Source organism: Streptomyces sp. NPDC091287, from assembly GCF_044768525.1.
Classification (GTDB): domain Bacteria; phylum Actinomycetota; class Actinomycetes; order Streptomycetales; family Streptomycetaceae; genus Streptomyces.
The window spans coordinates 1-21,990 of the sequence record NZ_JBIVUV010000014.1 but is presented as its reverse complement, the minus strand read 5'-3'; the positions used below and the strand labels follow the sequence as shown (position 1 = coordinate 21,990).

The following is a 21,990-nucleotide window of genomic DNA, read 5'->3' as shown; positions in this document are numbered from 1 at the left end:
TGATACCCAAGCCCTGGCGTCGGTCGACGGAAACGAGATGACGTGGGGAAAAGAGATTGCATTCGATTTCAGGGCGGTCCTGGAACCGACTACCCAGGAGAACTCCATGACTTTTCTGGACAGTGACCGCAGCACTCCTCAGGAGCCCGCCGCACCCTTGGCATCCGCGCCGAGTCCTGATCCGAAACCGACCATGCTCGAATCGATGGGAGGCCCGGCGGGATTCGTCTACTCCACCATTCCGGTCGTCGTCTTCGTGGTGGGGAATTCCCTGGGGACCACAGCGGTGGCCATCTCCGTTGCGATGGCCACCGGCGTGGTGCTCACCGTGGTGCGCCTGCTGCGCGGCGAGCGCTTCGCCTCGGCGGTCGGCGGGCTCGTCGGCGTGGCGTTCGCCGCGGGCATCGTCGCGCTGACCGGGTCGGCCAAGGACTTCTTCCTGCTCGGGATCTGGGCGGCCCTCGCCGGATTCATCGCCGCTCTCGGCTCGCTCCTGGTCCGTCGGCCGCTGACCGGCGCCGCCTGGAACCTCCTCCACGGCGGCAAGCACGCCTGGCGGGAGGACCCGGTGGTGCTGCGGGCGCACGACATCGCCACCCTGGCCGCGGCGATCGTTTTCGGCGGCCGATTCGTCGTCAAGCAGTGGCTCTACGTCCACGACTTCACCGGCTGGCTGGCGTTCGCGAAGATCGCCATGGGCACCCCACTGACGATTGCGGCCGCGCTTGTCGCCGCCTGGGCTTTCCGGCGGAGCAGTAAACGGCTGATCCGTGAACCCTGACCAGCCCAAGCACACACGGCGCCCAAGCACACACGGCGACATCATTCGAAAAGGGCGGGAAAGTGACGATCAGCATCAGCCGGGGAACCGCATTGCGCGCGCTCGGCGCATTCGAGAAAACCATCGATCTCTATATGCACAGAAACCCTGTCCAGTTCTCTCTGGTGGCCCGCATCGACCGGCAGGTATCGGCGGTGACGCTGGCACGGGCGCTGGCGCGCCTCCAGGAGCGGCATCCCCTGCTCGCGGCCTCGGTCGACCGTAATGCGGTGGAAGCCCTGTACCGCTCGGCGGAGGACGCCGTCGACGTCGCGACACGTCCCGCGGGCACCCCGTGGCAGGCGGTCGTGGCCACCGAACAGACCCGCCCCATTCCGCCGGAGCCGGGCCCCCTGCTGCGAGCCGTCCTGATCCCCGGAGACACGGACTGCTCCGTCGTGCTGACCTTCGCCCACCAGATCACCGACGGAGTCGGCGGCCTAAGGGTGCTGCTGGAGCTGATCGAGGCTCTCGACGGCGGCGAACGCGAAGGGGCCGACGGCGTACCGCGGGCCCAGGAGGACCTCCTCGCCGGCCTCGACGTACGGGCGGACACCGGCGACGCCGCGGCTCCCGTGGTCTCACCGGCGGAGGACGAGCGTATGAGCGCACCCGGAGAGCTGGTCCCGTTCTCCGCGCTGTTGCCGCACGTGTCCGCCCTTGCCCTGGACCGTGAGTTGACCACGAGGCTCGTCGGCCGCTGCCGTGCGGAGGGCATGTCGGTGCACGCGGCCCTCTGCTCGGCCGCCTCCACGGTGCTCCACCGGCGGGGCCGCGACTTCGTGCGGGTGTTGAGCCCGGTGGATCTGCGCCGCGCGGCCGGCCTGCCCGACGATGTCGCCAACCGCTTCGCCGGGGCTCGGACGGCGAGTGAGGCGACGCAGCCGGACGACTTCTGGGCCCTCGCCCTGCGGCACCATGAGTCGCTCGCGCGGCAACGCGCACCGCACGCGCTCCGGGCCGGTTCCGCGGCTCTCTCCGAGAGCCCACCGCAGACCCCCGAGGACGCCGAGGCGATGATGGCCGCCGTCACAGCGGCTGACATCCAGATCACCAATCTCGGTGCGGCGGAAGGCTATGGATCGATCCCGCCCTCCGTCACGGCTCTCTGGGGCCCCGCGCAGATCACCCAGGTGCGAGGGGAGCACGTCCTCGGTGTCGTCACCGTCGGCGGGCGCCTGCGGATGACCGAACTCACCCACGACCCCGTGGCCGGCCTGCTTCCGGAGATGGCCGCTGTTCTCGCCCAGGCCTGTGCGGCCTCGGACCGGGACGCCGGCCCCGCGTGACGGTTCCCCCGCGCCGCGGGCCCGCCGGGAGCAGGTCCGCCGCGCACGACCGTACGCCCTTCCCTCTGTCACCACAGCCCCCACGAGGAGCGACGTTGTCCTACCTGCCGACCCGACTCCGCCCGACGATGATCGCGGCGGCCGTGCCGCTGCTGCTCCTGGCCGGAGCTTGCAGCCCGAGCACGTCCGACGCTTCGCAGTCGGCGAAAGCGTCGACGAAACCACCCGCTGAGCTGGACCGCTTCTACGACCAGGACCTCGCGTTCGGCTCGTGCGAGGGGTACGGCACCACTCCGGCGGACGAAAAGGCCTTCGCCGCCCCCCGTCTTCAGTGCGCCCGGCTGGATGTGCCGCTGGACTACAGCGAACCCGACGGCAGGACGGGGCAGATCGCGGTGCTCCGGGTTCCCGCACGAGGCAAGTCGAAGGGGCCCTTGCTCCTCAACTCGGGCGGCCCCGGCGGCACCGGCCAGAACTTCGCGGCGCAGACCGGCACGGCGCTGGCGAAGAGCCCCGTGACCGAGAGCTTCGACCTCGTGGGATTCGACCCTCGTGGCGTCGGAGCGTCCAAACCGGCGATCAGCTGCTTCAGCGAGGAGGACTACCTCGCCGGTGACGTTCGGACCGAACTCGTACTGACGGCCGGTCGCTTCACCGAGGAAGACACCGAGCGACTCGTCGCCAAGTGCGCGCGGGGCTCCGGCGGTGAACAGAACCTGGGCAGCGTCAGCACCCGCGACACGGTCCGCGACATGGACCTCCTGCGATCCGCCCTCGGCGGGAAGAAGCTGAACTTCCTGGGCCAGAGCTACGGGACCCGTATCGGAGCGCTGTACGCCGAGCAGTACCCCGGCAACGTACGCAGCATGGTCCTCGACGGCGCCGTCGACCCCCACCTCGGCAGCGAACGGCGACTGTCCCAGTACAGCGGCTTCCAACGCTCCTTCGACAAGATGGCCGAGGCCTGCGCCGCCGGCCAGGACTGCCCCCTGGGCACCGATCCGAAGCAAGCGACCGAGGAGTTCCAGAAGATCGCCCGCCCGCTGCTCGACAAGCCCCTCACCTACGGGCAGGGGATGCGGTTCACGTACAACGACCTCATGGACGCCGTGATCTCCGGCCTCTACTACCAAGCGGTCTGGCCGAAGATCATCAAGGGCATCGCCGAGGTGCGATCGGGCAACCCCGAACAACTCCTGGCCATCTCCGCGGCCTTCAGCGGGCGCGGCCCGGACGGGAGCGGCAGCAACTTCGACGTGGCCAACTACGCCATCACCTGCATGGACGAAGCGCGTATGACCCCCGCGCAGGCAGTCGAGATGCGCGGCAGGACCTACAGGGCGGCACCGTTCGTCGACCCGGGCACCGGCACCGAAGGGGCCAGGGACACCTGCGAGTTCTGGCCGGCCGCGCCGAAGACCACGTACCCCTTCCCCGACCGCGTCGACGGGCTGCCCGCCACCTTGACGATCTCGATCACCGGTGACCCGAGTACCCCGCATCAGGCGGGTGTCAACTTGGCCGAGACCCTCGACGGCAGCCTGCTCACCGTGAAGGGGGAGCAGCACACCATCGCCGCATCAGGGGGCAATGCCTGTGTCAACAAGGCCGTGGCCGACTATCTGATCCACCTGCGAACCCCGTCCGAAAGCACCACCTGCACCCTCTGACACACCCCGCCGAGGCCCGCCGACGAGCGTCTGCGCCCGCTCCGTGTCCTTCTCCCCCGCCGAACAGAGGGGAGAAGGACACCGCGGTTCCGTCGGGAGGGACACCTGCGCTTCCCGGCGCGACCTGCCCGTACGCTGCCGGGGCCAGGTGCGCCCATCCCGCACCCCCGCGCTTGACCATGCCGCTGCGGCATGGTTTCCACTGGACCCCTTCGGCGCGACCGCGCCGACATCACCGGCTGCCGAGGGAGAAACCCATCATGGCGTGGAGCACCCGCGAGATCGCGGAGCTCGCCGGCACCAGCCTGAGGACGGTGCGGCACTACCACGACATCGGGCTGCTCGACGAGCCGGAGCGGCGCTCCAACGGCTACAAGCAGTACGGCGTCACCCACCTCGTCCGGCTGCTGCGGGTCAAGCGCCTCACGGCCCTCGGATTCTCCCTGGCCCAGATCGCCGCCCTGCGCGACCACGAACACCCCCGGGACGCTCTGCAAGCCCTCGACGCCGAACTGGCCGCCACCATCGAACGCCTCCAACATGCCCGGGTCGAGGTCGCGGCACTGCTGAAGAAGACCGCCGCGACCGATCTGCCACTCCGGTTCGCCGAGGCGGACGGCCCCGCCGAACTGCCCGACCCGGACCGCTCGTTCGTCACCGTACTGGGCACGATCCTCGGACCGAGCGGCATGGACGCCTACGCGGACATGCTGCGCCAGGACCCCGAAGCGGTCGCCCTGGAACTCGACGACCTCCCCGCCGACGCCGACGAACCGACGCGCCGGGACCTCGCGGAACGCCTCGTGCCCTACGTCCGGGCACTGCATGTGAAGCACCCCGGACTGGACGACCTCTCCTCGGACGCCCCACGCGGGCCGGAGCACACCGCGCAGACCATCGGCAGGGCGATCACCGACCTCTACAACCCCGCCCAGATCGACGTGATGCGCCGCCTCAGGACCCTTCTCGCGCGGCCGGAGGGAAACACGGCCGTCTGAACCGGTGACCCCGGCGGGTCCCTTGTCCACCGGTCGGTGGACAACAGGTTCAGTCGGCAGGACGTGTCGGGCGCCGCACCTCTGCGGCCAGGATTTCCGGCATGAGACACCTACCTGTACGTATGGCCCGATGGAGCGCCCGGCACGCCGGGCGGGCGATCGCCGGCTGGTTCGCGTTCGTCGTCCTGTGCCTCGTGGCCGGCATCGCGCTGGGCACCAACGAGGCCACCACCAAGGACTTCTGGGTCGGCGAGGCGGGACGCGCCGAGGCGACGGCGACCGAGGGCGGCCTGGAGCGTTCCCCCACCGAGCGGATCATGATCCGGGCCAGATCGGGGGAGCTGGACATGGCAGCGGCCGACGCGGCGGCCCGGGACGTGACCGTGCGGATGCGGGAGCTGCCCGAGGTGGAGAGCGTGGCCGCTCCCGTCCGCTCGAAGGACGGCGAGGTCCTGCTGGTCACGGTGGTCCTGAACGGCCCGGAGCTGGAAGGCAAGAAGAACGTCGTGCCGCTCCTGGAGCAGACGGCGGCGGTGGGCGCCGACCACCCGGACCTGGTGGTGGAGGAGACCGGATCCCCAGCCATCAGCAAGGGCGTCAACGACCAGCGCGATGAGGATCTCGCGCTCTCCGAACGCATCAGCCTGCCGGTCACCGTCATCACCCTGCTGGTCGTGTTCGGCTCGGTGATCATGGCGGGTGTGCCGCTGCTGCTGGCGCTCTCCTCGATCGCCGCGGCGATCGGACTGTCCATGGTCGCCTCGCACGTCATGCCCGACGCGGGGGTCGGTACGAACCTCATCCTGCTCATCGGTCTGGCGGTCGGCGTCGACTACACCCTCTTCTATCTGAAGCGCGAACGGGAGGAACGGGCGCGCGCCGACGGGCGGCTCGGCCCGGAAGCCCTCGTGGAGCTGGCGGCGGCGACAGCGGGCCGGGCCATCGTGGTCTCCGGTCTGGCCGTGATCGTCTCCACCGCCACCCTGTATCTGGCCACGGACGTCATCTTCTCCTCACTGGCGACCGGGACCATTCTCGTCGTGGCCGTCGCCGTGGCCAGTTCGCTCACCGTGCTCCCCGCGCTGCTGGTCGTCATCGGCCGCCGAGCCGACCGCCTCGCTCCCCGCAGGGCCGCCCGTCGGGCGAAGCGCGGCAAGCCGGCCCGGGCCGGGAAGCCGGAGACGGGACGGGTGTTCGCCGCTCTGCTGCGCCCGGCCCGGACCCGCCCCGCCCTCACCCTGTGCCTGTCGGTCCTCGTCATGCTCGGTCTGGCCGTGCCCGCGCTCGGCCTGAAACTGATCGACCCGGGAAGGGACACCTTCTCCCGCGACATCCCGGCCATGCGGGTCTACGACCGACTGACCGAGAGCTTCCCCGAACTCCTCGTCACCCACGAGGTCGTCACCCGCTCCACGCCGGAACAGGCGGCACAGGTGAAGCAGGCCCTGGAGGATCTCGGCCGACGGGCCCAGGGGGACCCCCTGTTCGCGCAGACCCCGGAGGGCGCGGAGAGCCCCACGGACCCGAAGACCCCGGCGAGATCCGAGGCGGCGGTCCGCACGTCGGCCGACGGCCGGATCAGCGTGCTGGAACTCTCGGTCCCCCATCCGGCGCCCTCCGCAGAGGCGATCGCGTCGCTCACCCGCCTCCGTCAGGACCACATCCCCGCGACCGTCGGCCGACTGTCCGGCGTGGAGACGGCGGTGAGCGGCGACGTCGCACGGGGCCGCGACTACGTGAGTCACGAGAGCGACAAGCTGCCGCTGGTCCTGGGCTTCCTGCTGCTGATGACCTTCCTGATGACCGTGTGGGCGTTCCGCTCCGTGGCGATCGGCGTGATCGGCGTCGTACTGAATCTGCTCTCCGCCGGGGCCTCGCTCGGCATGCTGGTCCTGGTCTTCCAGGGGACGTGGGCGGAAGGACTGCTGGACTTCGACTCCCTCGGGGCGATCGCGTCCAGGGTTCCGTTGTTCCTCGTGGTGATCCTCTTCGGCCTGTCGATGGACTACCAGGTGTTCGTGGTCAGCCGGATCCAGGAGGCCAGGCAGAACGGCATGTCCGCCCGTGAGGCGGTCCTGGAGGGCATCAACCGGTCGGCCAAGGTGGTGACCAGCGCGGCGATCGTCATGGTGACGGTGTTCGGCGCGTTTGTGGCCCTGCACCTCACCGAGATGAAGCAGATGGGATTCTGCCTGGCCGTGGCCGTCCTCCTGGACGCCGTGGTCATCCGGCTCATGGTCCTGCCGTCGGTGCTGTTGCTCCTCGGTGAGCGTGCCTGGTGGCCGGCCCGGCGCCCCGGCCGGGGTGGGCGGGCGCAGGAACCCGCCGCCGGACCCCTGGCGGAAGTAGGCTGACGCGGTGAATCAACGGCCGCAGCCCGACACCGCGTTGACCGTACCGTCGCTGCACCGGTGGAACGCCGTCCTCTGGGTGCTGCTGGGCGTGGTCCCGCCGGCCCTCGCGGTCGCCGACGCACCCGGGACGACGCGCTTCCCGGTGCTGGGGCTGCTGGCCGTGCTCGCCCTGTCGTACGGCGCGGTGGGGCTGTTCCCCGGCAACCCCGCCCTGCGCCCCCGCCCCTACCTGTACGTGCTCGGCGTGGGCCTCGGAGCCATGTCGTACCTGCTCGACGGCAGCGCGGCGCTCTTCGTGGTGACACTGCCGCACTTCTGGATCTACACCGCGAGCGCGCGTGCCGCGATCGCCCTGAGCGGTCTCGCCGCGGCGGGCGTCGTGGCCGGCAACGTCGTACGGCAGGGCTGGAGCGGGGAGTTCTTCACCGGCAACGTGATCTTCACGATCATCGGGTACGCGGCAGGGGTGCTCATCGGGTTGGGGGTGCGCCACATCACCGAGGACGCCGATGAGCGGGCCCGTCGGCTGAGCGCCGAACTGGAGGAGGCACGGCTCCGGCTGATCGAGGCACACCACCGTCAGGGGGCGGCGGACGAGCGCGAACGGCTCGCACGGGAGATCCACGACACGCTCGCCCAGGGATTCGCGTCCATCATCGTGCTCGCGGAAGCGGCCAGATCCGGTCTGGCGACCGACCCGGGCAGGAGTGGGAGACACCTGCTCGCGATCGAGAACACCGCGCGCGAGAACCTCGCCGAGGCGCGCGTCCTCGTCGGCTCGGCCCCGGAGAGCGGCGTCGCCGCCGGCTCGGTGGCGGACACCCTGCGACGGACCCTGCGGCGGTTCACCGAGGACACCGGGACCTGCGTCACCTCCGAACTGCCGGACGTCACCTGCGACCAGCAGACCCGTATCGCTCTCCTGCGCTGCACCCAGGAGTCCCTCGCCAACATCCGCAAGCACGCGGCGGCCTCCACCGTGGAGGTGGTCCTCACCGCGCAGCCGTACGGCATCGAACTGGAGATCACCGACGACGGCGCGGGCTTCGTGACGGAGGACTCCCACGGCTTCGGGCTGCACGGAATGCGCAAGCGCCTGGCCGAGTTGGGCGGCGAGCTCACCGTCACCAGCTCGGTCGGCGACGGTACCCGCGTCCTGGCCATGATTCCCACCGACGGACAGGGCTGAGATGACACACGGGCCGACAGCGGAGAAGAAGCTCCGGATCCTTGTGGCGGACGACCACACGGTGATGCGTGCCGGGGTCGTCGCCCTGCTGGCGAACGAACCCACCATCGAGATCGTCGGCGAGGCCGAGGACGGCCGGGCGGCCGTCGGTCTCGTCGAACGGCTGGAGCCCGACGTGGTGCTGATGGACCTGCGGATGCCCGTCCTCGACGGGACGAGCGCCACTACGGAGATCGTCGCCGGGCCCGCCCGGACCCGCGTGCTGATCCTGACCACGTACGAGACCGACGCGGAGATCGAGCGCGCCGTCGAGGCAGGCGCCATCGGCTACCTGCTGAAGGACGCCACCCGCGAGCAACTGGTGGAGGCCGTCCACTCCGCGTCCCGGGGCGAGACCGTGCTGGCTCCGCGCGTCGCGGCGCGGCTGGTGGCCCGGCTGCGACGGCCGACGCCGGTGACGCTGACGCCGCGGGAGGTGGATGTGCTGGGGGCGGTGGCGGACGGGCTGTCCAACGTGGAGATAGGCCGCCGGCTGGTCATCGCGGAAGCGACCGTGAAGACGCACCTGCTGAGGGTCTTCGCCAAACTCGACGTCGCCGACCGTACGCACGCGGTGGTCAAGGCACTGGAGCTCGGTCTGCTGGAAGGACCCCGGGGGAGAGCGGAAGGCGCCTGACTTCTTTCCCGGTCGGTGCGTACACCTGCTCGTAGCGCGTCATCCGCGCGGGCCCGCGACGGGGCGGTCCTCGTGGTAGAGGCCGGCGGCGAGGGCGATCGCGGTGTGCGTGGCGGGGTGGGTGGTGTGGGCGCGCCAGATGAGGTGGACGGTGACCGGGTCGGCACCCCGGAGAGGGCGGTAGGTGATGCCGTCACGGCGGTACTGGGCTGCGGTGGCCCGAGGCGTGAGCCCGACGCAGCGGCCGGTGGCGATGGCGGCCAGCCAGTCGTCGATGTCCCGGGTGAACTCGACCCTCGGCCGGTCCTGCTCCGGCCACAGATCCAGGGCGGTGGTGCCCGTGCGGCGGTCGATGGCCAGGACACGGGTCGGGATCTCGTCCAGGCGGATACCGCGGCGGCGGGCCCAGGGGTCGTCGGACGCCATGGCCACGTAGCGCTCCTCGGTGCCGATCCGGGCGTGGGACCACGGCTTGAGGTCGATCGGAGCACGGATGACGGCGAGGTCGCACAGCCCTTCGGCGAGGCCGCCGGTGGGGGTGTTGTGACGGATGAGGCGCAGGTCGGTGCCGGGGTGCTGTTCGTGCCAGCGGCGCTGGAACTCGGTGGTGTGCCGGCCGAACGCGGACCAGGCGTGACCGATGTGCAGACGGGTGTGCCCGGTGGTGGCCTCGCGGACGAACTCTTCGGTGCCGGCGAGCACGATGCGGGCGCGGGCCAGCGCCCGAACTCCCGCGGCGGTGGGGGCGACGCTGCGACTGGTGCGGATCAGCAGCCGTACCCCGAGGAGGCTTTCGAGGCCGGCGAGGGTCCGGGAGACGGCGGCCTGCGACATACCCAGTGCGTGGCCGGCGTCGGTGAAACTGCCGGTGTCCACGATGGCGACCAGACACCGGAGCTGCTTCAGCTCCAGCGCACGCGCCGTGGTCCCCGACTCATCCATACGCCCATCGTATAGATGCGTGCGCGGATGCATTTTGCGCAGGGACGATGCCTCTCCCATCGTCGGTGGCATGAAGACCGATACTTCTCCGCCCTCGACGCCCCGCCCGACCGGAACCGACGGGGCGACGCCGCCACGGGGTACGGGGCGTGGAGCCGGTGTGGCCCTGATGCTGGGCAGTGGCCTGTCCAACCAGACGGGTGCCTCCGTCGCGGCGCTGGCCTTCCCGGTGATCGGGCCCGCAGGAGTGGTGGCGGTACGCCAGTGGGTGGCCGCCGTGATCCTCGGCGCCGTCGGCCGGCCACGGCTGCGGCACTTCACCGCCGCTCAGTGGCGTCCCGTCCTGGGCCTCGCCCTGGTGTTCGCCGGGATGAACCTCTCCCTGTACCTGGCGATCGACAGGATCGGCCTCGGACTGGCCGTCACGCTGGAGTTCCTCGGCCCGCTGACCGTCGCCCTGGCCGGCTCCCGCCGCCGGATCGACCTGGCCGCCGCCGGGGCAGCCGCGGGCGCGGTGGCCGTCCTCATGCGCCCCACGCCCTCCACCGACTACCTGGGCATCGGCCTGGCCCTCCTGGCGGCGGCCTGCTGGGCCGGCTACATCCTGCTCAACCGGACGGTCGGAACCCGCCTGCCCGGCCTGGAGGGCTCGGCCGCCGCGGCGATTCTCTCCGCCGTGCTCTACCTGCCCATCGGCGCCTGGGTGCTGTGGCATCACCCGCCCACGCCCACCGCGCTGGGCTGCGCCCTCGTCGCCGGGGTGCTCTCCTCGGCGGTGCCGTTCCTGGCCGACCTGCTGGCGCTGCGCCGTGTCCCGGCGCACTTCTTCGGCGTGTTCATGAGCGTCAACCCGGTCTTCGCCGCCTTGGTCGGCCTCGCCGTTCTCGGGCAGCGGCTCGATGTCCTCGCCTGGCTGGCCATCGCGGTGATCGTCGCCGCGAACACCGCTGCCGTATCCACCGCACGCCGGAAAACCCCATGAAGATCACGTCAACGCCCACCGCGCGCCCGGCCCGTTCCTACCGCTGCGTGACGGTGGTGAGGAAGTCCAGGACGAGCGGACTCGCGACGGCGCGGAACTCCTCGAAGTAGGCGTGCCGCGCTCCGGGGATCATGTGCAGGCGGGCGCCGGGGATACGGTCCGCGAGCAGGGGAGCGTTGGCGGCGGGGTTGAGCAGGTCGTCGCTGCCGTGCACGACCAGCGTGGGTGCGCCGATGCCCGGCAGGAGCTGCCACGCGTCGTGCTCATTGCTCGCCACCAGGTGGCGGCGCTGGGCGTGGACGGGCATGCCCGGGTCGCCGAGCGTCCGGTACGGGCCGGGGTTCGCCGCCAGCCAGGCCGGGGTGTACATCAGCTCCAGCAGGGCCTGCCGCGCCGCACCCGGTCGCGTCTGCACCAGGGACCTGCGCACGTCGTTGGTGCGTTCGACGGCGTGCGGGCCGCCGGGCGATGTGCACCCGAGCACCAGGGCGCGTACGCGATCGGGATGGCGCGCCGCGAGCTGCTGGGCGACCCGTCCGCCCATGGACGTCCCGTAGACATCGGCCCGCTCGATACCGAGGTCGTCGAGCACCGCGATCACGTCCAGGGCGAACAGCTCGGTGCTGTAGGGCAGATCGGGTTTGTCGCTCTGCCCCGTACCGCGGTAGTCGAGCGTGATGGTGCTGCGGGCGCCGTGGGAGTCATCGCGCACCGCGTCCCACCAGTGGTGGTTGTTGGCCTGCCCGGCCAGGAGGAGCAGGGGAGCAGCCCCGTCGCCCTGGACCTGATGGGCGATATCGACCCCGTCGGGCGTCGTCGTGTGCGGCATGCGCATCCTCACTCCTCCTAGGCCGGTGGCCGGGGGAGCACCGACCTGTTCGAGCGCGCCGGCCAGGTTGTAGTTGAACCAGCTCTCGGCGATCCGGCCGCGCTGCGCCTGCTTGCTTCAGTGGCCTCTCCGACGCGGCGCTCCAGCACCGGAGGGCGCGTCGCACCGATCAGCGCACCGACGGCGCACGCTGCGGAACCGGGGCCCACGACTATCGACTCCGCTCCCGGTCCTCCTCCGGCAGCAGCGCGAGCACCGCGACGACGGCTCGGTGATCGGTTCCCGGCACGGTTCGCTCGCCCACCGAGACCCCGGCCAGACCGGGACCGTGCAGGACGTGATCCAACTGGACCACGGGTGGGACGAGGGCACGGCCGACGGGCCACGTGGGAGCCCACCCGTGGCCGAGCTCGGCGTGCGTGTCCGTGAGGCCGGCCGCGAGCAGGTCCCGCATCGGGGCGTGGTCGAGGGAAGCGTTGAAGTCACCCAGGAACACGGTGTCCGGGCCCGCGCGCCGTGCCAGGGAGGTGAGCGCGGCCATGTCCCGGGTCCACCGCTCCGGGCTCCCGAGGGGGTAGTAGGTGTGAACCGCCACGAACTGCACGCTACGTCCGCCGACCGCGACCTCGGCGACGGTCTGGGGCCAGGCGGTGTCGGCATGAGTCGTACCGGCTTCGCCGAGCGGGAGCCGTGAGTAGACCGAGGAGTCGTACTCGGGGTGGAGTTCCTGGTGCGGCAGCAACGCGCCCAGGCCCGCCCTGTCGAGGGCTTCCACGCCGCCCGTCGGCATCTGCTGCACCGCCAGAACATCGATCCGCTCCGTACGGACCAGCCGCACCACTGCTTGGGCGTCGGCGGAGCCTCCGTTGGTGTTGATGGTGGCCACACGCAGCTCAACCGCGCCTTCTGGCACCCGCGGGCCATCGGATACGAACCGCGGGGCCAGCAACACCGCGTGAGCGGTCACCAGGGCTGCGGTGCCGGCCAGGGCCCATCGGGACCGCAGCGCAGGAACAGCGGCGATCAGCAACAACACCAGTACACCGATGACGGTCGTCCAGGGAAAGAGCACCATCGGCATCGCCAGCGGTGTTCCGGCGTCGAGTCCTGTCAGCCGGACGACGAGCAGAGCGGCGGGCGCGACGAGCGCGACCCCGCAGCCCAGCAGCCCCCATCGCCCTCCGCGACCACGGGCCCGCCGCCGTCTCTCGGCGGGCGGGGCTTCTGTAGCCGTGTGTGTCACGTGTTCCCATCCTGGAGTTGTGCCCGGCGGACCGAAGGCGATGGCCGGATCCCGGACGGAGACGTCTGTGCATGCTGCATGGTTCCGCCGCGGCTCCGTCGGTTCCGTTGTGGTGCCGGGGAGGCCGATAGTCGGTACGAGTTGGTATCGCTGGAGGAGAAGCCGGCCAGGGCCAGGATGTTCGGTCGATTTGGGCCGCAGGTCTGCGGGGCTCGATACCGAAGCACATGATTCTCCAGGCGATTCGATCAGCCGTCAGGTGCGCGGGACGAGATGGACAGGGAGAGCGGCACGACGGCATCACCCCACGGTGGTACGCCCGGTTTCAGGGCCGCGGTGGGCGCGAAGCGGTTTCTGCATTGCCGGTCGGGACCGCTGTCGTGAATGGCTGTGGCAAGGCCTGTGTTTGTGCAGGGGAATCTTTTTTGGTGGGAGGTCCCGGGCGTCAGCGTCCGGTGGCGGTGGCGGGTGCCAGCCAGGCGGCGATTTTATCGGTCACCGCTGGGGCGTGGGTGTTGAGGTAGAAGTGGCCGCCGGGGTAGACGGTCATCTCGAATGGTCCGGTGGTGTGGTCGGCCCATGTGCGTACCTCGTCGGTCGTGGCCTTGGGGTCGGTGTCTCCGGTCAGGGCGTAGACGGGTGCCGACAGGGGTGGGCCGGGCTCGTGGCGGTAGGTTTCAGCGGCTTTGTAGTCGGCGCGGATCGAGGGCATGACCATGAGCTTGATCTCGTCGTCCTCTAGGAGTTGGGACTGGGTGCCGTCCAGGCGCCTGATCTCTTTCAGCAGTCCGTCGTCGTCGAGCAGATGGAATCGTTCGTCCCGGGGCGCGCTCGGTGCACGCCGCCCGGACGCGATGAGCGCGACGGGCAGGGTGCCCCGTGCTTCCATGCGCAGAGCCACCTCGAAGGCGACCGAGGCGCCCAGACTGTGTCCGAACAGCGCCAGCGGTTTGTCCTGCCACGGGTCGATGACCTCGACGATCTGGTCGGCCAGTTCCTGCACCGTCTCCAGGCACGGTTCGTTCCTACGGTCCTGCCTGCCCGGGTACTGCACGGCCAGGGTCTCGACGCGCGGGGCGAGACGTTGGGAGACCGGGTGGAAGTAGCTCGCGGAGCCTCCCGCGTGCGGGAGGCAGAGCAGCCGGACCGGTGCCTGGGGTGCGGGGTGGAAGCGGCGCACCCACAGGTCGCCCGAGTTGCTCGTCGCCATCGCGTTCGTCGTCCTTTCCGACCGGTGTCGTTCGCCCCTCGGGGTGAGGGAACGCCCTCGGCGTCCGCCGCTCGCGCCGCCACCGACGCGCGGCCACATCGGCCCAGGCCCTAACGATCTCAGCGCCACCGGCTGCCGACAACCCCCAACGATCGCGGACGGCTGCTCCGGCCTAGCTGTACGCCGACTGCTATCCCCGCCCCGCCGACTGGCGCGCCCTGGCCGCGCGCCTCGGCCTGGAGAAGAAGCTCGACACCCGTTTCGCGCAGCTGTCCGGCGGTCAGAAGCAGCGGCTGGCCATCGCGCTCGCCCTGATCGGCAACCCCCGGGTCGTCGTCCTGGACGAGCTGACGACCGGCCTGGACCCGGCGGCGCGACGCGAGGTGTGGTCGCTGATCGAGGAAGTCCGGGCAAGCGGCGTCACCATCCTCCTCGTCACGCACTTCATGGAAGAAGCACAGCGGCTGTGCGACCGGGTCGCGATCTTCGACCGGGGGCGGGTCGCCGCACTGGACACCCCGTCCGGTCTGGTGGCGCAGACCGCGAGCGGCACCGTCATCTCCTTCACCCCCTCCAGCCCGCTGGAGGAAGACGTCCTCGCCGCCCTGCCCGGCCTCGCCGCCGTCACGACCCGTGAGGGAAGGGTCACCCTCGCCGGAACCGACGAGACCGTCAACGCGGTGATCACCCTCCTCGCCCGCAGCCGAGTGAGCGCCCACCAGTTGCGCGTCACGGACTCCACCCTCGATGACGCCTTCCTCAACCTGACGGGAGCCGACGCATGAGCGCCGCCACCGCACCCCCGACGCCTTCCACCACCACCGCACCCCGTCCCGGGCGGGCCGTGCTGCGCGCCGAACTGCTCCTGTTCTTCCGGGAGCCCGGCTCCGTGTTCTGGGTCATGGCCTTCCCCACGCTGCTGCTGGTGGTCCTCGGCTTCATCCCGTCCATGACCGAGCCCATGGACGAGCTCGGCGGCCTTTCCACCGTCGAGGCCTACGTGCCCGTCGCCGTGCTCCTCTCGATGATCATGGCTGGTCTGATGGCCATGCCTCCGGTGATCACCGGCTACCGCGAGCGCGGCATCCTGCGCCGGATGTCCACCACCCCCGTGCGCCCCACCGCCGTTCTCGGCGCCCAGGTGGGACTGCACGCCGTCGCTTCGCTGATCTCCGCTGTGGCCGCCCTGGCAGTGGGGCGCTTCGTATCGGATGTCGCCCTGCCGACGCAGCTCGCGGGCTACTCGGTGACCCTGCTGCTGGCGGTGGTGTGCCTGCTGGCGCTAGGCGCGTTGATCTCCGCGCTGTCCCCCGACGTGAAGATCGCCCAGGCGGTCAGCCTGTCGGTGTTCTTCCCCGCGATGCTCGCGGCCGGCGTCTACATGCCCATCCAGCAGATGCCCGAACTGATGGCCGACATCGTGGAGGCACTGCCTTTCGGCGCCGCTGCCCAGGCCCTCAACCAGGCCACCGCCGGCGACTGGCCGGACTGGATCCACCTCGGCGTACTGGCCGTCTGGACGCTGGTGCTGTCGGCGGCCGCCACGCGCTGGTTCCGCTGGGAGTGACGCACGTGTCACGCGGGCCGGGCGCCATGGCCGACACTGAGGGCGTGGCACCCGACGCATCCTCCCCGGTCACCGAGGCGCACGCCGCGCCCGACTCGCAGCCGCGCCTACTCCTCCGCTTCAGCCCTCCGGCCCTCCTGGGCATCGGACTGGCGCTTGCCGCGGCGACCTCCTCCCTGGTCGGCATGGACGGCGCCGAGTGGGTGGCGGCGGGGGTACTCGCCGCAGCGGCGCTCGTCCTGCAGTTGTGGTGGGACCGGGTGGCACGCAGTCGGCCCGGCCCCAGTGCGGCCGGCGCCGCGTACTACACGTTGCGCTCGGTCCTGGCGTTCGGCCTGGCTTGGATCAACCCGTTCTGCGCCTTCTACGCCCGGATGCTTCGACACCGAGCGTCTGCCCCGCCGCTGGGTTCCCCTCGGCCTGCTGGCCACCGCCGCGACGATCGCCGGCGCGCAGATCGGGGGTCTGCCGCCCGACGCCATGGCGAGCTGGGCGTTCTACGGCATGTTGGTCGCCGTCAATGTGGGCATCTTCCTGACCGTCCAGCAAGACGCGGGCAAGGAGGAGGACCGCGCCCGGAAGCGGGTGGCGACCATCCGCGAGCTGGAGCACGCCAACGTCGCGTTGGAGCGGGCCTTGGCGGAGAACGCCGCCCTGCACGACCAGCTCATGCTCCAGGCAAGGGAGGCCGGGATCGCCGACGAACGCCGACGGCTGGCGGCCGAGATCCACGACACCGTCGCCCAGGACCTGACCGGCGTCATCACTCAGCTCCAGATCGTCACCGACACCCAGGAACAGGACATGGCCCGCCTCCATGCCGAACGAGCCCTGCACCTGGCCCGCCACAGCCTCGGCGAAGCACGCCGGGCCGTCGCCAACCTCGCACCCGTCGCGCTGGCCGAGGACGACCTGCCCGAGGCATTGAAGAAGACCGTCATCCGCTGGTCCGAACGCACGGGTGTACACGCCGAGTTCATCCTCACCGGCTCCGACGAGCCGCTGCACGAGGAGGTGGGGGCGACGCTGCTGCGCATCGCGGCGGAAGCATTGTCCAACACGGCACGCCACGCGAAGGCCACCCGGGTCGGCGTCACCCCGTCCTACATGGGCGAGGAGGTCGTGCTCGACGTGCGCGACGACGGCCACGGCTTCAACCCCTCCGCGCTGCCCGAGCCCGACACCGCGTCCGGATTCGGCCTGAAAGGCATGCGCGCCCGCGCGGAGCGGCTGGCGGGGGAGCTGACCGTGGAGTCCGAACCGGGCCTGGGCACTGCCGTGTTCGCACGCGTACCGTTGGTGCCCCATGAACGCTGAGAACAACCCGGCGATCCCCCAGCTGACTGCTGATCATCGACGACCACCTGGGGTTGTGCACGACGGCCCGCGCGGTTGAGGTCCAAGGACCAGGGCAGGACGGGCGGCAGCGCCGGTCACACACATGGGGGGACCGGCACCGCGTTGGTCCGCGGCTACGGAGTGACGCAGCCAATCGAGCCGACCGGGAAGTTGTTGCCGGTCGATGTAGCGGTGAACCCGAAGGTGACGCTGCCTTCCGGTGCGATGGTGCGGTTGTAGTCGAGATTCCTGACCGTGAGTGTGCCATCGGGCCCCGTGGTCAGAGCACCGTTCCACGCGCCGCTGACCTTGGCGCCGACGCCGGGCTTCCACTGCACGGCCCAGCCCTCACGCGCTGTCGTGCCGTGGTTCATGACCTCGACGGAGCCCTGGAAGCCGCCGCTCCAGGAGTCGGTCACGCGGTACACAGCCATGCATCCCGTGTGCGGGTCGCCGGGTGTCGGACTCGATGTGGGGGTGGGTGTCGGAGAGGGCGTCGGATGCGGAGTGCCGCCCGAACCACGGATGCCGGTCACCTCGCCGTTGCCGCCGTCGAAGACGATGTCGGAGCAGGAGAAGAAGTTCTCCTGGCTGTCCGAACGCACCCACTGGATGAACATGACGGCGTCACCCGAGCGGCCCGAGGGCAGGTTCAGATCCCAGTAGTAGTGGCCCCCGTCGGTGCCGGGGCCGCCGGCCTGCGGCGGGTCGGAGACCGTCTCGATCAGTTCCAGATCGTCCCAGCCCAGCTCGGTGCTGGGCGAGTAGCCGGGCTTGGACAGGTACACCCGGAAGGAGCCCGGGTGCGCCGCCCAGTTGCTGTGCTTGACCTGGATCGTCTTCCCGGACGTCAGGTGCGTCCGGGGCCAGTCGGAGCGAGGGGCGTTGTAGCCCGTGAAGTTGTACGGCGACCGGTCACCGGCGCTGCACAGCTTTCCGTCGGGGACGTAACCCGCCCCTCGTCCGCCCGCGTTGGAGTCGAGGACGGCGAACCAGTTGTACAGCGCGTTCGCGCCGCTCTCGTCGAGCGCGGCCTTGCAGGCCGGGTTTGTCGGGTCCAGAGCGCCGGTGCCGGTCCTGGCGTCCAGCATGCAGAGGTAGGTGCGCGATCCCGGTGTCATCGTGACGCCGTGCGCCTGAGCGTTGTCCTGGCCCATTAAGGTCAGGCCGATTCCGCCGAGCAGTGTCGCGAGCACCGCCACCAACGAGGTGAACAGCTTCTTGCGTCGGGCCATGAGGTCTCCTGTGCCTGTGTCAGGGACGGACTTCCGGTCTGTGCTGTGCTTCCCTCGTGCGGCCACCGTTGGGCGAGGAGCCCGGGGGTGGTGGCCCCCGGAGCAGGGGGGATGCTGTCGAGGGTGGGCGCGGCGGCGAGGCGAGCGGGATCGCTCTGGCCGATGAGTGTCATGTCTGGTGTGAGGCCGTAGCCGTCGGTCCCACAGACGGTGGGTCGGCCGGAGCCGGCCCGCGGGTCGCGGCGGACGGACCAGTCCTCGCGCCGCGGGAGCCGGCGATGCGCGGACACGGATGCGGGGCGCGCAGCGCGGTCAACGTCACCGGGGTCCACGGCCTGTGCGGCGTCGGCAAAAATGACGAGCCGGGCTGCGCGCGAGGCAGGGGGAGTACGGTGACGCTCGCATGCGGGGCCTCTCTGTGGGGGAGATGACCGGATCAGGACGATCACAGGATGGAAAGCGCCTGATCGAAAAATTTGGGAGCGCTCCCATTCGCTGGTACTACGGACTGTAAGAGCACTGCCGTGCCCCTGACAACCCGTCGTGCAGAATGCGTCGAGTGGATCGATGAGGATGTGGGACAGGGCCGAGCGCCGGGCCGGCCGTTCTCCGGAGCTCTCCTCCAGCGCCTTCCCCTTACCTTCTACGGTGCGAGGGGCCGGTTGGGCCGACAGGCTGTAGGACCTGACGAGGCGGCAGGAAACGTACATCCGCCTACTCAGTTGGGAGCGCTCCCGCACGGGCGGGAGCGACCTGGCCGCGACCACCACCGGACGGTGGGGGCCGCGGTGGCGCTCGCCGGCGGCGCCTCTCGGAGCATCGTGCTGACCGACGCGATCTGCCTCGCGGCGCCGCCGCCGATCGCTCATGAGTACACCGTATGAGGTGAGCTGTTCGACGGCCTCACAGGCGGGGTCCACACTCAAGAAGCCCCGGAAAGCCGGGCGGAGGGGCTGCCCGCTCCACGACGGAGAGCCCGTCAGCGTACTGACGGGCTCCCGCGACATTACAGCTAACCTGCCATCAGGTCAGATCGTCGGCGTCTCGTCGATGATCTCCTTGTGCGGTTCGACGACGAACTTCCAGCCCTCGCTGGGCTCGAGGAACCGCACTCGAGTCGGGAAGATGTCCAGGGCGCGGCGGTCGCGGTTCTGGCTGTTCGCGTTCTTGCGTCCCCGGGCCGGCTCCTCGTACAGGTCGACCTTGACGTCCGGTACTTCGACGACTTCCTCGCTCCAGCGCTGGACGACCCCCGCGCCGAATGCTTCCCGGGCCGCGGAATAGAGAGACTCCAGGGACTCCTTGCTTCCGCCGGGAACGAAGAGGGCCAGGTTCAGGAGAACGCCGGCACTCTGGAGAACCTCGATTGCCTCCCCTGCCTTGTCCGCAATCCAGATCCCGCCCTCTTCGGCATTATCGGGGAGGACATGAATCTCCTCGCCGAATGCCGTCCGTACAGTGAAGGACCCACCCTCGAAACTCTTTCCCGATTTCGTAAGGAAAGCTGGTGCGTAGCAGTCGGGGGAGACGCCATCCATGCTTGCCGGGACGAAGATGCCGTCCTGGGGACCCAAACCTGAAGTCTCCTCAGCTGTAAGACGTCGAGCTGTAAGCTTCTCGGTATTCACGCCATTCCCCTTTTATCGCGTCGATCTGCTAAATCATCAAGACTCTATCATGGAAAGCGCCAAAGGCTGCCCTTAGGTGCCCGTGCCGGTAATGAAGCCAGTCGTAGAGAAATCGGTCGGCATATAGGACGTCTGCAGTTATATGTGTACGCCCGGACAAAATGGGGATCTACGTTGCTGGGTGACAACTCCAACCGGAAATGGCTCGCCTCTGAGGGTGTGGCGCTTTCCACTCTGAGAGCTCGTAACACGATCATGATCGTGCCTTCTTGAGGCGTCTGAAGCCGTCGTTGATGTTCGCCGCGGTCGTGATGACCTTCAGTGGGGTGCAGCGTCCGTCGCGGATCGGGTGGTGCTTGCTGCCTGTCTTCCGCCGGTCGACCGGCGACGGACCGGTGTCGGCGCCCCCCTTTTCGGGCGCATGTGAGAACCATCGACGCAGGCCCGCGACCAGTCGAGCTCGCCGGCCGCGTTCAGCTCGGCGAGCAGGACCCGGTGCAGCCGGTCGAAAGCTCCTGCCTTCTGCCACCGGTCCAGTCGGCGCCAGCACGTCTGCCCCGAGCCGAAGCCCCGTTCCAGCGGCAGAAGTTGCCACGCCATGTCGTTGTAGAGGATGAACAGGATGCCCTGCAGACAGAGCCTGTCCAACACCGGCCGAGACCCCGGAGACCGCTCCGGCCACGGCGGCAACAACGGCTCGATCAACGCCCACAACTCATCGTCCACGATCCACGGTCGAGTACCCACACCGTCACGAACGGCCGAATCATCACACGGGTAACGCCCAACCAGCCCACATCATCAAGATCGTGTTACGAGCTCTGAGCGTCGGTATCCCGCTCGAAGTCGCAGCCAACCGTCTCGGCGGGCCTCGCCCCCCACCCTCGACCACCCGGACCTGCCTGCTGGCCTCCGACCTTGACCAAATACATAGCCCCGCTTCCGGCGAGGTTCGGCGTGCCGTTCTTCCTGCACGGCCGCGAGGCGTTCTGGGACGCCGAGCGGGTCTCCGCGTTCGTCTCCTCCGTCCGCGGGGTCGCCCGGGACGGCGAGAGTGACGCCCCTCTTCACCCTGCCCGAAGGCAGCACAACGGCCTGATCGGGCCGACAGAAGAGCCGGAGCAGCCGGAATAAGCACGCACGGCCGCCTGATCGATGTGACGGAGCGGGGCGGGGCGCGCTACCGACTGCTCGACGACCGGGCCCAGCGCCGCATCGAGCACACCGGGCCTGCCCCGCGGCCACCCGCATGGGGGGAGGGAGGGGGGAGTTGGGCAGTGTCGGCTCGAGTATGTCCCGGTGGAAGTTGTCGGGCCGGTGGCCGGTGGTAGGGGTTGGCCAGGACGGCGGTGGGTACGCCGGGTGGGTGGTTTGCCGTGATCCTGTGGCCGGGCAGCTTCGGCGGGAGTACGGAGCTGTAGGAGTGGGTGACCGTCAGGTCGGCGTTGCCGGGTACCGTGTCCGGCGGCGGTTGTGCGTGGCGCGTCGAGTGCGTTTCGTGGCGGCTGGTGGTGGTGCCTCCGCTGTGCTGGGGCAGCCGGGACGTGTGGTTCTCCGGTTTTGGGGCCCACGGGGCGTGGAGAGGGGTTCAGATGGCTTCGTTGTTGCCGAGGCTGTGCGGGAGCGCCACTTTTTTCATCGGATGCGTTGCGGGGCGGTGAGGGTCAGTCCTGACGAGCATGTGTTCGGCGCGGCCCGAGCGCAGTAGGAGACAGGCCCAGCGGAGCGCGTCGAGGCCCGAGGCGGCGCCGTTGCACACTGTGCTCTGTGCGGCCGCGGTCTTCGCGGGTCACTACTGGCCGCGGGCGCTGGACGTGCGCCGGTTGCGCTGCGTCCAGAGGCCCGCAGTGCACGGCGCCTCCGGCGGGCCGCCGACTTCCATGACTGTGTGGCGCACGGTCAATGGGGCATTGTGGTTCCCGCCCGGGCGGGAAGGTCATCGACGTCGGGCAGTGGGAGCGGACGCCCGAACTGATGGGGCGGCTGGGGGCGGCCGGGTTCCGGGCGTTCGCCCCGTTCG

17 protein-coding genes and 2 pseudogenes are annotated in these 21,990 nt (G+C 70.0%); 12 read left to right on the top strand and 7 right to left on the bottom strand.

The window, feature by feature from the left end:
* Window positions 1-193: 193 nt before the first annotated feature.
* The 7 genes from ACIQRW_RS23590 (at window position 194) to ACIQRW_RS23560 (ending at window position 8,996) form a co-directional block, all read left to right on the top strand.
* Window positions 194-781, top strand: a complete 588-nt coding sequence (locus tag ACIQRW_RS23590; protein WP_403763664.1) for a DUF3159 domain-containing protein — start codon at window positions 194-196, stop codon at window positions 779-781.
* Between the two features lie 134 nt (window positions 782-915).
* Entirely contained in the window at window positions 916-2,109 is a 1,194-nt protein-coding gene (locus ACIQRW_RS23585) for a peptide synthetase (protein WP_403763661.1), read from the top strand.
* Between the two features lie 95 nt (window positions 2,110-2,204).
* Window positions 2,205-3,779, top strand: a complete 1,575-nt coding sequence (locus ACIQRW_RS23580; protein WP_403763658.1) for an alpha/beta fold hydrolase — start codon at window positions 2,205-2,207, stop codon at window positions 3,777-3,779.
* A gap of 260 nt (window positions 3,780-4,039) precedes the next feature.
* The gene (locus ACIQRW_RS23575; protein ID WP_403763655.1) at window positions 4,040-4,777 is read left to right on the top strand and encodes a MerR family transcriptional regulator; all 738 of its coding nucleotides are present in this window, start codon (window positions 4,040-4,042) and stop codon (window positions 4,775-4,777) included.
* 101 nt (window positions 4,778-4,878) lie between these two features.
* Window positions 4,879-7,131, top strand: a complete 2,253-nt coding sequence (locus ACIQRW_RS23570; protein ID WP_403763652.1) for an MMPL family transporter — start codon at window positions 4,879-4,881, stop codon at window positions 7,129-7,131.
* A gap of 4 nt (window positions 7,132-7,135) precedes the next feature.
* Complete coding sequence (locus ACIQRW_RS23565; protein WP_403763649.1) at window positions 7,136-8,320, top strand: sensor histidine kinase; 1,185 nt, start codon at window positions 7,136-7,138, stop codon at window positions 8,318-8,320.
* A 1-nt stretch (window position 8,321) separates the two neighbouring features.
* On the top strand, window positions 8,322-8,996 hold the full coding sequence (locus tag ACIQRW_RS23560) for a response regulator (RefSeq protein WP_403763646.1): 675 nt from the start codon (window positions 8,322-8,324) through the stop codon (window positions 8,994-8,996).
* Between the two features lie 39 nt (window positions 8,997-9,035).
* On the opposite strand, the gene ACIQRW_RS23555 is transcribed toward ACIQRW_RS23560, so the two are convergent.
* Window positions 9,036-9,938, bottom strand: coding sequence for a LysR family transcriptional regulator (locus ACIQRW_RS23555; RefSeq protein WP_403763643.1), 903 nt, complete (start codon window positions 9,936-9,938; stop codon window positions 9,036-9,038).
* Window positions 9,939-10,107: 169 nt separating this feature from the next.
* Between ACIQRW_RS23555 and ACIQRW_RS23550 the strand changes: the two genes are divergently transcribed.
* On the top strand, window positions 10,108-10,920 hold the full coding sequence (locus tag ACIQRW_RS23550) for an EamA family transporter (protein ID WP_403764073.1): 813 nt from the start codon (window positions 10,108-10,110) through the stop codon (window positions 10,918-10,920).
* 37 nt (window positions 10,921-10,957) lie between these two features.
* Here the strand turns inward: ACIQRW_RS23550 and ACIQRW_RS23545 are convergent, their stop codons facing one another.
* The 3 genes from ACIQRW_RS23545 to ACIQRW_RS23535 all read right to left on the bottom strand — a co-directional run bounded on the left by ACIQRW_RS23545 (window position 10,958) and on the right by ACIQRW_RS23535 (window position 14,202).
* A complete protein-coding gene (locus ACIQRW_RS23545; protein WP_403764071.1) occupies window positions 10,958-11,749 on the bottom strand; it encodes an alpha/beta fold hydrolase in 792 nt (263 codons plus the stop codon).
* A gap of 211 nt (window positions 11,750-11,960) precedes the next feature.
* Window positions 11,961-12,992: an endonuclease/exonuclease/phosphatase family protein gene (locus ACIQRW_RS23540; RefSeq protein WP_403763640.1), complete on the bottom strand. Its 1,032-nt coding sequence runs from the start codon at window positions 12,990-12,992 to the stop codon at window positions 11,961-11,963.
* A gap of 445 nt (window positions 12,993-13,437) precedes the next feature.
* Complete coding sequence (locus tag ACIQRW_RS23535) at window positions 13,438-14,202, bottom strand: thioesterase II family protein (RefSeq protein ID WP_403763637.1); 765 nt, start codon at window positions 14,200-14,202, stop codon at window positions 13,438-13,440.
* A gap of 176 nt (window positions 14,203-14,378) precedes the next feature.
* Between ACIQRW_RS23535 and ACIQRW_RS23530 the strand changes: the two are divergent.
* The 3 genes and pseudogenes from ACIQRW_RS23530 to ACIQRW_RS23520 all read left to right on the top strand — a co-directional run.
* A pseudogene (locus ACIQRW_RS23530) lies at window positions 14,379-14,987 on the top strand (ATP-binding cassette domain-containing protein); the annotation flags it as partial.
* On the top strand, window positions 14,984-15,769 hold the full coding sequence (locus ACIQRW_RS23525) for an ABC transporter permease (protein ID WP_403763634.1): 786 nt from the start codon (window positions 14,984-14,986) through the stop codon (window positions 15,767-15,769). The pseudogene ACIQRW_RS23530 and the gene ACIQRW_RS23525, both read left to right, overlap by 4 nt.
* Window positions 15,770-15,795: 26 nt before the next feature.
* Window positions 15,796-17,086: pseudogene (locus ACIQRW_RS23520) on the top strand (sensor histidine kinase).
* A gap of 155 nt (window positions 17,087-17,241) precedes the next feature.
* Here ACIQRW_RS23520 and ACIQRW_RS23515 read toward each other — a convergent pair.
* The 3 genes from ACIQRW_RS23515 to ACIQRW_RS23505 form a co-directional block, all read right to left on the bottom strand.
* Complete coding sequence (locus tag ACIQRW_RS23515; protein WP_403763631.1) at window positions 17,242-18,342, bottom strand: lytic polysaccharide monooxygenase; 1,101 nt, start codon at window positions 18,340-18,342, stop codon at window positions 17,242-17,244.
* Between the two features lie 1,028 nt (window positions 18,343-19,370).
* Window positions 19,371-19,970, bottom strand: a complete 600-nt coding sequence (locus tag ACIQRW_RS23510) for a hypothetical protein (protein ID WP_403763628.1) — start codon at window positions 19,968-19,970, stop codon at window positions 19,371-19,373.
* 318 nt (window positions 19,971-20,288) lie between these two features.
* Complete coding sequence (locus ACIQRW_RS23505; RefSeq protein ID WP_403763625.1) at window positions 20,289-20,696, bottom strand: transposase; 408 nt, start codon at window positions 20,694-20,696, stop codon at window positions 20,289-20,291.
* A gap of 192 nt (window positions 20,697-20,888) precedes the next feature.
* Between ACIQRW_RS23505 and ACIQRW_RS23500 the strand changes: the two genes are divergently transcribed.
* On the top strand, window positions 20,889-21,104 hold the full coding sequence (locus ACIQRW_RS23500; protein ID WP_403763622.1) for a hypothetical protein: 216 nt from the start codon (window positions 20,889-20,891) through the stop codon (window positions 21,102-21,104).
* The last annotated feature ends 886 nt before the right edge of the window (window positions 21,105-21,990 follow it).